This window comes from Chryseobacterium sp. MYb328 (assembly GCF_037572595.1).
GTDB lineage: Bacteria > Bacteroidota > Bacteroidia > Flavobacteriales > Weeksellaceae > Chryseobacterium > Chryseobacterium pennae.
Genome location: NZ_JBBGZQ010000020.1, coordinates 1 through 15,273 on the forward strand (window position 1 = coordinate 1; position 15,273 = coordinate 15,273).

A 15,273-nucleotide genomic window follows, 5' to 3' on the forward strand; every position below is an offset into this window, starting at 1 on the left:
CAGATATTATATTTTATATAAAATATTTCAACATATATGGAATATTTGTAATAAATCTTATGTTAAATCTATGTCATATACCAAATATCTCTTAATCGAAAAAAAAATGTTTTTTTTGAAATCGGGAAATAGGTTTTTGCTGGTGTTTTTTCTTGTAAATAAAAATACCGGGTGCTGAAAACACCCGGCATACATCGAAAAATAATAAATATCTATTTGAATTTATAGGCTACACCTACCTGAAAGGCATTGTTTCTTACCTTGTAATCATTATCAATATCCATAACATTAGTAAGTCCCGCAGTAAACCTTGCCGTTACCCCAAAGTTTTGAGTAAAATAATATCCTGCACCAATACCTATTCCGAAATTGAATCTGTTGTAAAGGTCCATATTTATTTTGTTAGAAAAACTGCTTCTATCAATGCTAGTTGAATTTCCTTGTCTTATTACAGTATTCTCATCTCCTTTATTCTTTCCTCCTAGTAATAATCCAAATTCAGGACCTGCCTCTACATAAAGCTGAGGAAGAATATTATACTGAACCATAATGGGAAGAACAAGATAATTTAAATTTGTTGTGTATTCTGTGTCCTGCCTGAAATGAGCATTACCATCAATAATATACCTGTATTTTTCTTCTGTTTTTGAACCTAATTGGCTAAAAAGAAGCTCAGGCTGAACACTGAATTTCTCTGCTACCGGAATATTAACAAAAACTCCTGCATTAAAACCTGGTTTCATTTTTTCATTACTGTCATACTCATCGTAAGTATAGCTATCATGACTACGGGAAAGAGTAGTAGCATTGAATCCTGCTTTCACTCCAAAAGTAATTGGAGAAGTTGATTTGGTTTTTTCCTGTGCATTAATTAAAAGACTTCCTGCAAATGCCAATCCTAGGAATAATTTTTTCATGATTATAAAAATTTAATTTTCTCACACTGTATCAAAATTCCCGCCAAAGAGGCAAAAATTGATAAAAGTCATATAAAAGCGAAAAAGTCAGATTTAACAAGTAAACCTGACTTTTTCTATTGAAATCAAAATGTATTTTATCTGTCTGGGAAATAATATTTCTCCCTTTATCTACGTCTCAGTTGTATATCCATATGTTTTTGGTTTTTCAACACTATCATAATCTGTAAAATCATAAAGTGAGATCTATACATTAAAGATACTTTTGAAATGGATACAATCAATACATCATACGCAAATTCCTTGCCAAAAATATTAAATTCAGACATAAAAAAACCGGATTAAATTCATAATCCGGTTTTTCTTTTAGTATAAGTTTATTATTAAACCTAAGTATAACTTAGAATTTATAAGCTAAACCAACTTGGAACGCTCCATTTTTAGAAGTATCAGCACCGCTAGGTCTGTTTTTAGCAATATCAGTTAATCCCGCAACATATCTTACGTTAACACCGATATTTGGAGTGAAATAATATCCTGCACCAAGTCCAAGAGCAAAATCAAAACCTTTAGTATAATCTTTCATATCAAAAGAGTTGTTGCTATCTTTCAATTTTGAATTGATCAGGAAGCTGAATTGAGGACCTGCTTCAAAGTAAAGGTTAGGAAGTGCATTATATTGGAACATTACTGGGATAGCGATATAATCCAAGTTCAGTTTTGTGTTGCTATCATAATCGTCTTTTGCTCCCATACCACTGTATAAAACTTCAGGCTGAACGCTGAAATCCTGAGCTACAGGGATATTTGCAAATACACCACCATAGAATCCAGCTTTAGATTTCATTCCGTCACCAGAAAGAGTAGAAACGTTAAGACCTGCTTTTAATCCAAATCTAACTGGAGAAGAAGAAGCTGTATTTGATGAAGTTTTTTGTGCGAAAGAGAAAGTACCTGCTACTAATGCAAGACCAAAAAGAATCTTTTTCATAAGTTTTTATTTAATAGTTTTTTTAGTTTTGTTTAACATTTTCTTTATAATCAAATTGTGTGCCAAAAAAAGCAAAAACGACGTCATTGATCTTTATAATAGAGCATAGAGGTTTTTTTCTACATTTTTAATATAAATAATTCATTAACATATTTTAACCTAAAATTGGATTTAAGAATATTAACAGTAAAAAACTAAAGAGTAAAGGATTACAAATTCAGAGAAGTGGAGGCACAATCATTTTTTTATTTTCAGATTAGCTCCTGTCCCTAAGCCTGAAACTGGTTTAATAGAATTCCTTTAAAAAGATTAGAATCATTCTTTATGATCTTGATTCCATTTTTCTGTCTTATCTTTAAACTTTACTCTGAATCCATATGTATATAAGACCTTATACAAAAAAGACCAGGCTAAAAATAACCTGATCTTTCTATTGAATATAAAATTTGTTACTGAATGTTAGTAAGCTTATTTGAATTTATAAGCTAATCCTACCTGGAATACGTTGTTTCTTACTGCATCCGATCCGCTAGGTCTGTCTTTTGCAATATCCGTTAAACCTGCAACATATCTTGCTGTGATTCCTAAGTTTGGTGTGAAGTAATATCCTGCTCCAAGACCAATACCAAAGTTAAATGTACTCAGGTTGTCTTTGTAGTTATCTGTAGTAGATGACTGTCCTGTAGATTCATTTTTAAACTTGTTCTTAGCACTTACCATGAATCCGAACTCTGGTCCCGCTTCTAAATAAAGGTTAGGTAAGGCGTTGTACTGGAACATTACGGGTACTGTAATATAATCTAACTTAGTAGAAGCTGAATATTTAGTTCCTCCTAAAGTATAATCTGACTTATTACCATATTGTGAATACAATACCTCTGGCTGGATGCTGAATGAAGTAGCCACCGGAATGTTGGCAAATACACCTGCATTGAATCCTATTTTAGATTTCTGATCATCCAGACCACTATCCTTTGAAAGTGAAGAAACGTTCATGCCTCCTTTTACCCCAAATGTTACCGGATTAGAAGAAGTTGTCTGTTGAGCGAACGCTAACGTGCTTGCAGTTACTGCTAATCCTAAAATTAACTTTTTCATAACTTTAATTTTTAAATTTTACTCTTTCTTAATTTTAAATTTTACTACTTGCTCACATTTCTGTGGAACGCTGGAAATCTTTCAAATTGCTTGCCAAAAAAATATTTTTGGGGAGAAAATCAGTGAAAAACACATAATCAAGTACATGGGATTAAATTCAATTAGTTGATTTACAATATGTTATTTTATTAAATAAACATTTGTTTAGAAATTGTCTAAATTGACAATTTTGTCAAAAATAAGAGATAAATCAGGAGTGAATTTTATGAAATCAGGTAATATTCTTACTGTTTATTGTAAAATGAATCGCTTTAAAAGTGTCTTTTCGATTTGCGAATGGCCTTTATTATATAACCCGGATTTCTTTAAACAGCACAACTAAACCCAGTCTATCTCATTTTGCTTTATTAATTTTGTAGATCTTATAAAATGATAACCTGATACTCTTACAAAACAGATCATTGGATTTTGTAAGGATTTCCTAATCTCTAAAATATGAAAAAGTGCACATTGCTGCTGTTATTTCTTTTCTTTGAAAATACTTTTCAGGCCCAAATTGGTATTAATACCATAATGCCCAATCCTTCTTCCGTACTTGAGGTTGCAGGTTCTGACAAAGGAATCTTAATTCCCCGAATTGCATTGACTGGAAGTTCGGATACCATAACAATACCGTCTCCTGCTCATTCTTTAATGATTTATAATACATCTTCTGCAAATGGAATGGCTTCAGGATATTATTACTGGAGTACACCTGCCGGACGATGGACAAAGGTACTGGATGATTTAACCCCTATTGTGATGACAGGATGGAGCCTTACCGGAAACTCAGGTATGGTAAACGGTGTTAACTTTATAGGGACTTCTGATAATGTAGATGTTATTTTTAAAAGAAATAATATAGTATCCGGTGTATTAAATACGACCAATACTATATTTGGAGTAAATAGCCTGACGGCCAATACTACGGGGCTTAATAATACTGCGGTAGGTGTCAATAACTTAATTTCAAATACCATAGGCAGTATGAATACAGCTATAGGTGCAGAAGTATTGAGCAGCAATAAATCCGGAATACAGAATACCGGTTACGGATACCGGGCTCTCTATTCGAATCTGGATGGAAATAATAATGTTGCCAATGGTTATTTTTCCCTTTTTTCCGCTAAAAGTACTATAGCTAATGTAGGTATTGGGGCAAGTTCGCTTAGGGAACTGATCTCCGGCGATTATAACATTGGAATAGGGGGAGATGCTTTACGGATGATTCCTGGGGGGAGAGGAAATACTGCAATTGGCGGATCTGCAGGATCTAATTTAAATACAGCTAATAATTATAACACATTTATCGGTTTCCGGGCAGGTACAGGGCTTGTTTCGGGAAAATCGAATACCATTATCGGAGCGAATGTAAGCGGATTGCCGGCTTCTCTTTCAAATAACATTATTATTGCCGATGGGGATGGAAACAGAAGAATTAATATTGATCAAAATGGAAATATCGGTATTGGAACAGATACCCCAAAATTCCCGTTGGATATTCGCTTAAAGACAGCCTCATGGCCTTTGGCTGCATCAAGTCTTACCTATTATGGAATAAGCCCGGATTCGGGATCTCCTGACGGGATATTAACTACCTATCCGAATTATACCAATGATATAGGAACTTTCAATAGTAACACGTCTATTTATGCAGATGGAAATATTATATCAGTAGGAAAACTGAGTGTGGCACAAACCTCTCTTTTTTCAGATAAAAGAATCAAAAATATCCTAGGAAAGTCAGACTCTGCAAAGGATTTAACGATCTTAAAAGAGCTGAATATTACCGATTATCTTATGAAAGATGAGGCTGTATATGGGAAACAAGAATTTAAAAAAGTGATTGCTCAGGAAGTAGAAACTGTATACCCGCAGGCAGTTAGTAAGAATAGTGTGAAAACTTTTATTCCTAATATTTATCAGCCGGCCCAACAAAATAAAGAGGTTTTTACCTTTGATAAACCTGTTGTTATTTCTAAAGATGATAAATTTCTTAAAGTATATGATGAAACCGGAGAAATTGTTTTGGAAATAAAAGATAGTACCCCTAACAGTATTACAGTTTATTTGAAAGATAAAAAAATTAAAGGAAAGCTATTTGTTTATGGTACAGAAGTATCTGATCTGAGAACAGTGGATTATGACGCACTATCTATGCTGAATATTTCTGCAACTCAGGAACTGGCAAAAAAAATAGAAACGTTAGAAAATGAAAATAAAGCATTAAAAAAATCGACTATGGACATGCAGCAAAAACAGATCATTTTGGAAGAACGTTTAAAACGGCTGGAATCATCTTTTGCAAAATAGAAACATTCTAAAAATTAATAAAATAAATAGTAAACCCTGCTGAATAAATAGCAGGGTTTTAATTTAATATGATGTCCAGATAATGCTATATAAAATGATTATGCATTATTCAGGTTTCTGTAGAAAGATAATGATTTAAGGATATTTTTTTGACTGCATTGGTGATCATAATTGCAGGCACCTATTTCTGTAAGCAGAGAGAAATTAATCTTACTGTCCACATTCTTTTTATCGTTTAATAATAAAGCAGTAATATCTTCATCTTTAAAATCACTGATATCTAAGTAAGGGTAGTATCTCTGTATGTTTTCAATGATCATTTTTGCATCTTCTTCTGAAATAAGGTTTTCCAGGTATGCCAAATGAGCTTCACTGATCATTCCCATAGCAACAGCTTCTCCGTGGAGGATAGGATTCCCCTGCTGTAAACAAAGGCTTTCAACTGCATGCCCAATAGTGTGTCCGAAGTTCAGGGTTTTTCTGATATTACTTTCATGGAAATCTTTTTCGACAACGTTCTGTTTGATATCCATAGATGTCTGAATATGTGGAGCTACCGCTTCTACGTCAATTTTACTGATCTGGGTAAGCTGGTTCCAATGTGCCTTATCAGCAATCAGTCCATGTTTAAGCATTTCAGCGAATCCGCTTCTTAATTCTTTAAAAGGTAATGTTCCTAAAAATTTAGGATAAATAAAAATTTGCTCCGGGAATGCAAATGTTCCGACCATATTTTTATAATGCATCAGGTCTATTCCTGTTTTCCCGCCAATAGAAGCATCACACATGGATAAAAGGGTAGTAGGAATGTTGATAAACTGTATTCCTCTTTTATACGTAGAAGCTACAAAACCGCCCATATCTGTAATCACGCCACCACCAAGATTGATGATCAATGCTTTCCTGTCTGCCTGCATTTCCGTAAGAATTTCCCAAAGCTGATTGGCAGTCTGGATATTTTTCATTTCTTCTCCTGCTTCAATCTCCAGAATTTCAAACCCCAGATCCGTTTCCATATTGCCTAGAAGAACAGGAAGGCAGTATTCATGAGTGTTTTCATCCACCAAAATAAAAATTTTACTGAATGTTTTCCCGTGAAGGAAATCGTTGAGTTGAGAAAAATTATCGTTTAATATTGTTATCATCTTCGAAAATATGTAAGGTTAAAATGTAAACTATTCTGCAAAGTTATGATTCTTAATTTTTAACTCGTAACTAAATTACTATCTTTGCAGAAATTTTTAGAATGAGCAGAGATAATAATAATTCAGACAGACCAAAGAGACCAAGAATTTCAACCAAGAAAAGTTCTGATGATTCTCGTGCTTCCAGATCTGGAAATTCTTCAGGATCAAAACCTTTTAAAAAACCGTTCTCTAAAGACGGAGGAAGAAAAGGACCCGAACATTCAGGATCCAACTCAAGATTTGAAAAGAAACCGTTTAAGAAAAATACTGAGAGTTTTAATAGCTCAAGTGATGATTCTGAATCAAAATCGGAAAGCAGAGCTTATATCACGAATAAAAGTGAGAGCTATGAAAGAAAATCTTTTGGAAAACCTAAGAGAGGTGGAAAAAGCTTCGATACAAGAGACAAGTATGAAAGAGGCAGTCTGAAATATGGTAGAAGACCTTCTGCTAATGGAGAGGATAGAAATGATGACAAAACAAGATCTTTTGTACAGAAAAGAAGGCTGAACAAGATTGATAAAGACATTCATAAAGACACCATCCGTCTTAATAAGTATATTGCTAATTCCGGAATCTGCAGCAGGAGAGAGGCTGATGAGCTTATCACTCAAGGTCTTGTAGAGGTAAACGGAAAAGCAGTAACTGAAATGGGATATCAGGTACAGAAAACCGACAGAGTTGTTTTTGACGGACAAAACATTACACCGGAAAAACCTGTGTATGTACTTCTGAACAAACCAAAAGGGTATATTTCTACTACTAAGGATGATAAAGCAAGAAAAACAGTAATGGATCTTGTAGCGAATGCTTCTCCTTACAGACTTTTTCCGGTGGGAAGATTAGACCGTTCTACTACAGGGGTTATCTTATTAACTAATGACGGGCACATGACTAAAAAACTGACGCATCCATCTTTTGACGCTAAGAAGATTTATCATGTTACGTTGGATAAGAAACTGACTGCTGAAGATTTACGTCTTATTGCTGAAGGAATCCGTCTTGACGAAGGAGTAGCAGTAGTAGATCAGATTTCTTATATTGAAGGTAAGCCTAAAAATGAGATCGGAATTGAAATCCACATCGGATGGAACCGTGTTATCAGAAGAATTTTCCAAAGATTAGGATACGAGGTAGAATCTTTAGACCGAGTAATGTTTGCCGGATTAACGAAGAAAAACATCAAAAGAGGACACTGGAGAATCCTTTCAGAACTGGAAGTAAACAATCTTAAAATGCTTTAAAATAATGATGAGCTTTGAATTTTCAGATTCAGGCCTTGATTGAAATCATTATTGCTAAACAGTAATTTTAAGCGTAAAGAATAAAAAAGCGCGGAAACTAGTTTCCGCGCTTTTTTGTAATAATAATTTAACCTAAAGCTGTCTCATCTATTTTAAAAATATATTATTTAAAAATAAATGTCACATTTTTGAGACATTTGTCGTAATTTTGGGACAATAAAAAATGTATGAATACTCAGCAAAAAATTATTGATGCGGCGATATCAGTTTTAAATGAGAATTTTTCGGCAACATTGGAGGATATTGCAGTAAGCTGTGGTATTAACAGAAGGACACTTCACCGATATTTTAAAAGCCGAAATGAACTGTTGGAAGCATCTCATAAGAATATGATGGAGGCATGGGAGCAGGCAGCTATTAAAGCTTGTGACAGCTCAGAAGATCCTTTAGTACAGCTTGAACATTTATTATATGCAGGAATTGACAGTGGAACAAAGTATGCTTTTCTCATTAAACTGAATGACTATGATAAATCCTCTTCAACAGCTTATGAAAGTAAACAGAGTGCTGTCTATTTAAAAAAAAGAAATCAATTATTTAACACCCTTCAGGAATTACAGAAACAGCAGATGATAGATGACCAGTTTCCATTACCCTGGATAAGAATTCTTTTCACCAGTGTGATCACGGCAACGATTGCTGCGTTAAGGTCCGGAGATATTGCTCAAAATGAAGTAAAAAGACTGGCCTGGTATTCATTCAGTAGAAGTATTGGTATACAATTAAATAAAATATGATACATTCCTTTTTAATGATAGGTCAGTCGAATATGGCTGGCCGGGGATATAGTAAAGAAGTCCTGCCTATCTATGATGAACATACTAAAATGCAGAGAAACGGACTATGGCAAATCATGTCCGAACCTATTAATTTCGACCGTCCCAGTGCTGGTATAGGGCTTGCAGCTTCATTTGCAGCGTCCTGGAGGCTGGATAACCAGCAGGATGAGATAGGATTAATTCCATGTGCTGACGGAGGAACCAGCCTTGATGATTGGGCCGTAGATGGTGCTTTGTTTGAAAATGCAATTTCACAAGCCAAACTTGCCCAACGAACAAGCCGGATTGCAGGCATCCTGTGGCATCAGGGCGAAAACGACTGTTCGCCTGAAAAAGCTGAGCGATACGGTGAAAAATTTTCTGTGATAATAGAAAGGTTACGTCAGGAATTAAATATTCCGGAAGTTCCTCTTATTATAGGTGGTTTAGGAGACTTTCTATCCAATGGGATCTTTGGGCAGTATTTTGCTTCGTATCCTTTAATTAATCATGCACTGGAAGAATTTGCAGCAACTCATGCAAACTGTTATTTTGTTACCGCAAAAGGACTTACAGCCAATGTTGACAGCATTCATTTTAATGCTTTGTCACAAAGGTTATTGGGTATCAGATATTATAATGCTTTTCGGGATTTAAAACATCTTCCTGATCCTCATCATGATGAAGAAAGTATATTGGCAACAATCTATAATCGTCCTTATACCAGAACCGAAAAAATTAAACTGCTGGAACATGAATTTGCAGTTGGAAATATGGACCCTAAAGATTTTCTGTCAGAATTAACCCTATTGAATCAGGCGTAATATTAATATCCAAAAAAATAAAACAGCATCAATGGTGATGCTGTTTTATTTTTTTGATACATTTTGGTATATCATTATTATTTTATCCCAGTATGGTTACTCCTTTCTCAATCATTTCATAAATAGCGTCTCTTCCATTATCCGGCTTTACATTTACAGCTTTGGTTCCGTTAAAGTGAAGACAAGTGATATATCCACTTGTTACAGCATCCTGAGCTGTGAATTTCACACAATAATCCATTGCTAATCCTACGATTTCCACTAACTGAATATCATGGTATTTCAGGAAATCATCCAATCCGGTTTTCATGAAGTGATTATTATCCTGGAAGCCACTATAACTGTCGATTTCAATATTCTTTCCTTTCTGTATAATATGAGTAACTTTACTTTGGTTTAGATCTTTATGGAATTCTGCCCCGAAAGTTCCCTGTACACAGTGATCCGGCCACATAAACTGAGGAACACCATTAAGAATAATACTTTCTCCTACTTCACGTCCGTTACTGCTTGCAAAACTTTTATGTCCTGCAGGATGCCAGTCCTGAGTTAAAATGATCTGGTCATATTCATTTTCTTCCATTAGAAGATTGATATAAGGAATAATTTCATTAGCTCCCGGTACGGCCAATGCTCCGCCTTCACAAAAGTCATTCTGTACATCGACGATTATTAATGCTTTTTTCATATTTTGATTTCTCGAATTTTTGATAAATTTACAAAACTACCCCGCAAAAACTTGTCCAAAAATTAATTATCGGACAAATCGGCAAAAAAATAAAGGAGGGAAGCTGGAAGAAGGACGCTGGAAGTTACTTTTAGTGTTCCAACTACTAGCTGTCACTATAAAATAGCTTTTAATAGAGGAACTTTATTTTTTTACGATCATTATTACTTCCTTTTTCTGTCACTCATCATCCAGCCTTTTAGCGTATCTTTGCAGCAAATAAATAGTTTTTATGTCATTTGAATCGTTAGGATTATCACACAATATTATTCGTTCTGTCAAAAAGTTAGGATACTTAAAACCTTTTCCTATTCAGGAACAGGCGGTACCTGTTATTCTTGAAGGGAAAGATCTGATGGGAATTGCACAGACAGGCTCCGGGAAAACAGCTTGTTTTGTAATGCCTATTTTAGAAAAATTACAGAACACAGAAGCTAAAAAAGATCGTAATGTTCAGGTTTTAGTATTGGTTCCTACTCGTGAATTAGCGATTCAGATTGATGATGTTTTCAGGGCTTTTACAGAAAATCTGAAGCGTGAAATACGCACCATGGCCGTTTATGGTGGTGTTTCTATCAATCCACAGATGAAAGGAATGTTTGGTGTGGAAGTTCTTATCGCAACACCAGGACGTTTATTGGATTTAATAGATCATAATGCTTTGAGTATTTCAGGAATTCAGCATTTGGTGATTGATGAAGCAGATAAAATGTTTCAGCTAGGTTTTGGTGAAGAAATGAATAAGCTTTTTGCTTTAATGCCTGTAGTGAAACAAACCACTTTATTTTCGGCGACTTTAAATGATAAAGTGGCTGAAATGAAAGAACGTTTATCTATTAATCCTACGATTATTGAAATTAAAAAAGAGGAAGTTGAAATTGATAATATCGAGCAATTCGCTTATCATGTTTCTCCAGAAAACAAAGGACCTTTTTTAAGATATTTAATTAAAGAAAAGAAAGTTGAGAAAGCATTGATATTTGTTTCGTCTACGAGAGCTGCTGATAATTTGGTGGAAAAGCTTAAGAAGAATAAAATCAAAGCTGTAGCTATTCACAGTCAGAAATCTCAAGGCGCCCGAAGAAATAATCTGGAGGAATTTAAATCTAATGGAGCGCAAATCCTGGTGGCTACAGACTTAATTGGCCGTGGAATTCATATCGATTATCTGCCTTGTGTTATTAATTATGAATTACCGCGTTCGCCTTTGGATTACATTCACCGTATCGGTAGAACAGGGCGTGCCAACGAAAAAGGAACTGCTATTAATATTCTGACAGATGATGAACTGCAGCACTTCAGGGTCATTCAAAAGAAAATGGGTAAAAAAGTAACCTTAGAAAGAACAGAGGGAATTGATCTTCATGGTTACTAAACAATAAATTAAAATAAGAAGCTCCAATGATATAAAGTTGGAGCTTTTTTATTTTTCATAAATAATCATTACAATTAACATTTTTTTCATATTCAGGTTTCTTGAATTTTAATAAATTTACAGAACCAGATAAAGTTTTGCCTAAAACTAAATTAAGAGCAATTCAACAATAATTAAAAGTTAAAAACCTGAACAATGAGTGAGCTTGAGAACAAAAAATTTCCAATAGGACCGTTTGAAGCACCGGAAAACATCTGTGATACTACTTTAGATACCTATATTAAAGCGATTAAAGACTTTCCCGGAAAATTGAAGAACCTCATTGAACATTTTACAGACGAACAATTTGATACGCCTTACAGAGAAGGAGGATGGACTGTAAGACAGCTGGTTAATCATATTGCTGACAGCCACGCCAACAGTTTTATCCGTTTTAAGTTAGCTCTTACTGAAGATAATCCAACCATAAAGCCTTATGATGAAGCTAAATGGGCTGAACTTCAGGACAGCATTCATATGCCTGTAAAACCGGCAATGAGAATGATAAAAGGAACACACCAACGATGGACGACACTCCTTAAAAGTCTTACCAATAAACAGTTTGAAAGAACTTTTCACCATCCTGAACATAACAGGAATTACAATTTAAGAGATAATCTTGCATTGTACGTCTGGCATTGTAACCATCATTTTACGCATATTGAAAATCTGAAGAAAGAAAAAGGTTGGTAAAAAAATACCTGAACAATCCAATATACTTTAAGGAAATTACAGACAGAATTTCCAGATTATCTGCCGACAGCCAAAGAAAATGGGGAAAAATGGATGTCTGCCAGATGCTAACGCACTGTGACCTAGTTCTTCAGGTTGCCTTGCTGAAAATTGAACTTCCCCGCATTAATCTTCTGTTTGAGACAATAGGAACCGTTACAAAACTGGAAATGTATGTTTTCAATAACGGAATTCCCAGAAACATGCCTACTTTTCAAAAACTAATCGTTAATTTTGAGTGTGATTTTGATGAATCAAAAACCAATCTTCTGAAAACACTGGAGGAATTCCGGGAATTCTGTGACAACAGAAAACTACCGGACAGCCACAGATTATTCGGGAAAATGACTGAAAAAGATTGGGAATTTTTAGAGTATAAACATCTTAATCATCACTTAAAACAATTTAATGTATGAGTTTTTTTGACAAAATATTCGGTGGAAATAATCAAGCCTCTGATCAAAAATCTTTCTGGAAAAATATAAAGTCTGAAGAAGACCTGGAAAAAGCCATTGAAAGTTCTTATCAACATAGAATAGCGATATTCAAACATTCAACAAGCTGCTTTATCAGCAAGACTGTATTGAAGAATTTTGAAAAGGAGATTGAAAATGCAGATCAGGAGGTAGAAGTATATTACCTTGATCTATTGGCTCACCGACCTCTTTCCAATAAAGTAGCTGAGGATTTCGGAATAAGACATGAGAGTCCGCAGCTGATTGTTATTGAAAACGGAAAGCCCGTTAACAGCGCTTCGCACCAGGACATTTCTTTAAGCCAGATCGTATAATGAAGAATATTAATAATTATTTAGCCAAAGTTTTAAATGTTCCTCTTCAAAGTGTGAACACCTGCAGCCTGCATTATGAAGTGAAGAAGATTCCTAAGAACCAGTTTCTTCTTCAGTATGGCGAAATATGCAGACATATATTCTTTGTAGAGAAAGGATTGTTGAAAATGTATTCCATTGATAAGAACGGAAAAGAACACATTATACAGTTTGCCCCTGAAAGTTGGCTGATCTCTGACCGAAGCAGCCTTTATTTCAATGAAAAATCCAATTATTATATAGAAGCGGTAGAAGATTCAGAAGTTTTGTTTCTGCATCCTGATTTCTTCAACAAATTAGTAGAACAATTCCCAAACAGTATTGAACGCAGTGATTTTCTGCTTCAGAAGCATATCAGAAGTCTTCAAAACAGAATCAATTCGTTATTAGGGGAGACTGCAGAAGAAAGATATATGAAATTCATTAAAATGTATCCGGATTTACTTCTCAGAGTTCCTCAATGGATGATTGCTTCTTATCTTGGTATTACTCCCGAAAGTTTAAGCCGTGTAAGGAAAGAGTTGGCAAGGAAAAACTTCGTTCCGGATAATAAATAAAAAAAGGCTGGAAGCTGGAAGAGGGAGGTTGGAAGTTATATTGAACATAAAATGACTTTAACAGCTATTGTTGTAGCATTTTATAATTATCAATAAGAATACCTTCACGCTTCAATAACTTCCATCTTCCAGCCTCTCTCTTCCTTACTTCAAATAAATCCTTTTTGCTAATTGCCCAACCTGTCTGAGTTTAGCTTGCGTATCTTCTGACCATGGAAGTCCAAAGCAAAGCCTCATACAGTTTTCAAACTGTTCCTGAAAGGTAAACATTCGGCCAGGTGCTATGCTTATATTCTGCTTAATGGCAAGATCATAAAGTTCTGTAGTCCGAATTTTCTTATCGAATTCTACCCATAAGGATAAACCTCCCTGTGGACGGCTGGTTTTGGTGCCTTCCGGAAAAGATTCCGCTATGGTTTGTACATAATTCTGATAATTACTCTGCAGCGTTTTTCTCAGCTGTTGCAGATGCTTTTCATACCTGCCGGATTTCATGAAATTAGCCACCGCTTCATTGACTATCGAAATAGAGGAGGTGGAATGTAAAAGTTTAAGCTTTAAGATCTTGTCCTTGTATTTTCCGGGAGCGATCCAGCCTACACGGTATCCTGGAGCCAAGGTTTTTGAAATGGAGTTGCAGTAGAGTACATTTCCATCCTTATCAAAGGATTTACAGCATTTTGGACGACTGGATCCAAAATAAAGATCTCCATACACATCATCCTCAATTAACGGGATATTATTTTCTGACAGAATTTTTACAATCTCTTTTTTATTTTCATCAGGCATACAGCTTCCCAAGGGAGAATTGAAATTAGGAATCAACAGGCAGAGATCAATTTTCGGAATTGATTTCTTTAAAGCATCAATTTCTATCCCTGTAGTGGGGTGAGTGGGAAGTTCCAGAACTTTTAGGCCTAATCCGTTAGCCAACTGCAAAATTCCTGGATAACACGGACTTTCAATCGCAATGGTGTCACCGGGTTTTCCCAATGCCATTAAACAGAAGGACAAGGCATTCATCCCACCATTGGTTGTCACTATATCATTTTCATTAAGATTTCCGCCCCATTGCAGAGAACGGACAGCAATCATTCTTCTGAGTTTCAGATTTCCCTGAAGTTCTTCATACTCCGTTCCGCCTTCTTTTAATTCTCTGATGGCATGTACAATTTCTTTTTTCAGTTTAGCCTGCGGGAGAAGATCTCCGGACGGAATTCCAATGGAAAAGAAAGTGATATCCTTTTTTCCCATATTTTCATAGACTTTACTGATCAGTTCATCAGGTTCGTCATTATTGGCAATTAAAGAAGGACGGCTCACTTCAGGTAATGGAAGCTTCGCAGACAATAGCTGACTTACAAAATAACCGGATTGTGGCTTAGATTCTACCAGAGACAGAGATTCCAGCTCAAGGAAAACACGTTTTGCCGTATTCATGCTCACCTGATGTTCACTGCATAACATTCTTACGGAAGGAAGTTTGTCACCCGCCTTTAATACACCGTTTCTGATCTGAGAAGCAATGCCGTCTGCAATTTCTGTATATAAAAATTCTTTACTCATCTTTTTTCAACTGTACT

15 protein-coding genes are annotated in these 15,273 nt (G+C 35.2%); 9 read left to right on the plus strand and 6 right to left on the minus strand.

The features are described 5' to 3' along the window. Positions 1 to 212 precede the first annotated feature (212 nt). From WH267_RS17855 to WH267_RS17865, 3 genes are all read right to left on the minus strand, one after another. On the minus strand, positions 213 to 917 hold the full coding sequence (locus WH267_RS17855; RefSeq protein ID WP_123319173.1) for a porin family protein: 705 nt from the start codon (positions 915 to 917) through the stop codon (positions 213 to 215). 400 nt (positions 918 to 1,317) lie between these two features. Continuing rightward, a complete protein-coding gene (locus tag WH267_RS17860) occupies positions 1,318 to 1,908 on the minus strand; it encodes a porin family protein (RefSeq protein WP_115972539.1) in 591 nt (196 codons plus the stop codon). A gap of 468 nt (positions 1,909 to 2,376) precedes the next feature. Then, on the minus strand, positions 2,377 to 3,006 hold the full coding sequence (locus tag WH267_RS17865) for a porin family protein (protein ID WP_115972538.1): 630 nt from the start codon (positions 3,004 to 3,006) through the stop codon (positions 2,377 to 2,379). 495 nt (positions 3,007 to 3,501) lie between these two features. On the opposite strand from WH267_RS17865, the gene WH267_RS17870 reads away from it, so the two are divergent. Then, complete coding sequence (locus WH267_RS17870) at positions 3,502 to 5,358, plus strand: tail fiber domain-containing protein (protein ID WP_123319172.1); 1,857 nt, start codon at positions 3,502 to 3,504, stop codon at positions 5,356 to 5,358. Between the two features lie 98 nt (positions 5,359 to 5,456). On the opposite strand, the gene aroB is transcribed toward WH267_RS17870, so the two are convergent. Further along, the gene (gene aroB / locus WH267_RS17875) at positions 5,457 to 6,503 is read right to left on the minus strand and encodes a 3-dehydroquinate synthase (RefSeq protein ID WP_340010051.1); all 1,047 of its coding nucleotides are present in this window, start codon (positions 6,501 to 6,503) and stop codon (positions 5,457 to 5,459) included. A 101-nt stretch (positions 6,504 to 6,604) separates the two neighbouring features. Between aroB and WH267_RS17880 the strand changes: the two genes are divergently transcribed. The 3 genes from WH267_RS17880 (at position 6,605) to WH267_RS17890 (ending at position 9,431) form a co-directional block, all read left to right on the plus strand. Beyond that, complete coding sequence (locus WH267_RS17880; protein ID WP_340010052.1) at positions 6,605 to 7,789, plus strand: pseudouridine synthase; 1,185 nt, start codon at positions 6,605 to 6,607, stop codon at positions 7,787 to 7,789. Positions 7,790 to 8,016: 227 nt separating this feature from the next. Further along, entirely contained in the window at positions 8,017 to 8,586 is a 570-nt protein-coding gene (locus WH267_RS17885) for a TetR/AcrR family transcriptional regulator (protein ID WP_340010053.1), read from the plus strand. Further along, complete coding sequence (locus WH267_RS17890) at positions 8,583 to 9,431, plus strand: sialate O-acetylesterase (protein ID WP_340010054.1); 849 nt, start codon at positions 8,583 to 8,585, stop codon at positions 9,429 to 9,431. Before WH267_RS17885 ends, WH267_RS17890 begins: the two co-directional genes overlap by 4 nt. An 82-nt stretch (positions 9,432 to 9,513) precedes the next feature. Here WH267_RS17890 and pncA read toward each other — a convergent pair whose 3' ends face one another. Continuing rightward, the gene (gene pncA, locus WH267_RS17895) at positions 9,514 to 10,119 is read right to left on the minus strand and encodes a bifunctional nicotinamidase/pyrazinamidase (RefSeq protein ID WP_340010055.1); all 606 of its coding nucleotides are present in this window, start codon (positions 10,117 to 10,119) and stop codon (positions 9,514 to 9,516) included. Positions 10,120 to 10,390: 271 nt separating this feature from the next. On the opposite strand from pncA, the gene WH267_RS17900 reads away from it, so the two are divergent. The 5 genes from WH267_RS17900 to WH267_RS17920 all read left to right on the plus strand — a co-directional run bounded on the left by WH267_RS17900 (position 10,391) and on the right by WH267_RS17920 (position 13,690). After that, positions 10,391 to 11,533 (plus strand): DEAD/DEAH box helicase, encoded by a 1,143-nt coding sequence (locus WH267_RS17900; RefSeq protein ID WP_115972531.1) that lies wholly within the window; start codon positions 10,391 to 10,393, stop codon positions 11,531 to 11,533. A gap of 195 nt (positions 11,534 to 11,728) precedes the next feature. Further along, positions 11,729 to 12,265, plus strand: coding sequence for a YfiT family bacillithiol transferase (locus WH267_RS17905; RefSeq protein ID WP_115972530.1), 537 nt, complete (start codon positions 11,729 to 11,731; stop codon positions 12,263 to 12,265). Then, positions 12,259 to 12,720 carry a DUF1569 domain-containing protein gene (locus WH267_RS17910; protein WP_228455687.1) on the plus strand — a complete coding sequence of 154 codons (462 nt, stop codon included), beginning with the start codon at positions 12,259 to 12,261 and terminating at the stop codon, positions 12,718 to 12,720. The genes WH267_RS17905 and WH267_RS17910 overlap by 7 nt, the downstream gene beginning before the upstream one ends. Then, entirely contained in the window at positions 12,717 to 13,094 is a 378-nt protein-coding gene (gene ytxJ, locus WH267_RS17915) for a bacillithiol system redox-active protein YtxJ (protein WP_340010056.1), read from the plus strand. Before WH267_RS17910 ends, ytxJ begins: the two co-directional genes overlap by 4 nt. Further along, positions 13,094 to 13,690 carry a Crp/Fnr family transcriptional regulator gene (locus WH267_RS17920; protein ID WP_066693650.1) on the plus strand — a complete coding sequence of 199 codons (597 nt, stop codon included), beginning with the start codon at positions 13,094 to 13,096 and terminating at the stop codon, positions 13,688 to 13,690. Before ytxJ ends, WH267_RS17920 begins: the two co-directional genes overlap by 1 nt. 144 nt (positions 13,691 to 13,834) lie before the next feature. Here the strand turns inward: WH267_RS17920 and WH267_RS17925 are convergent, their stop codons facing one another. Next, positions 13,835 to 15,256, minus strand: a complete 1,422-nt coding sequence (locus WH267_RS17925) for an aminotransferase-like domain-containing protein (RefSeq protein ID WP_115972528.1) — start codon at positions 15,254 to 15,256, stop codon at positions 13,835 to 13,837. Between the last annotated feature and the right edge of the window lie 17 nt (positions 15,257 to 15,273).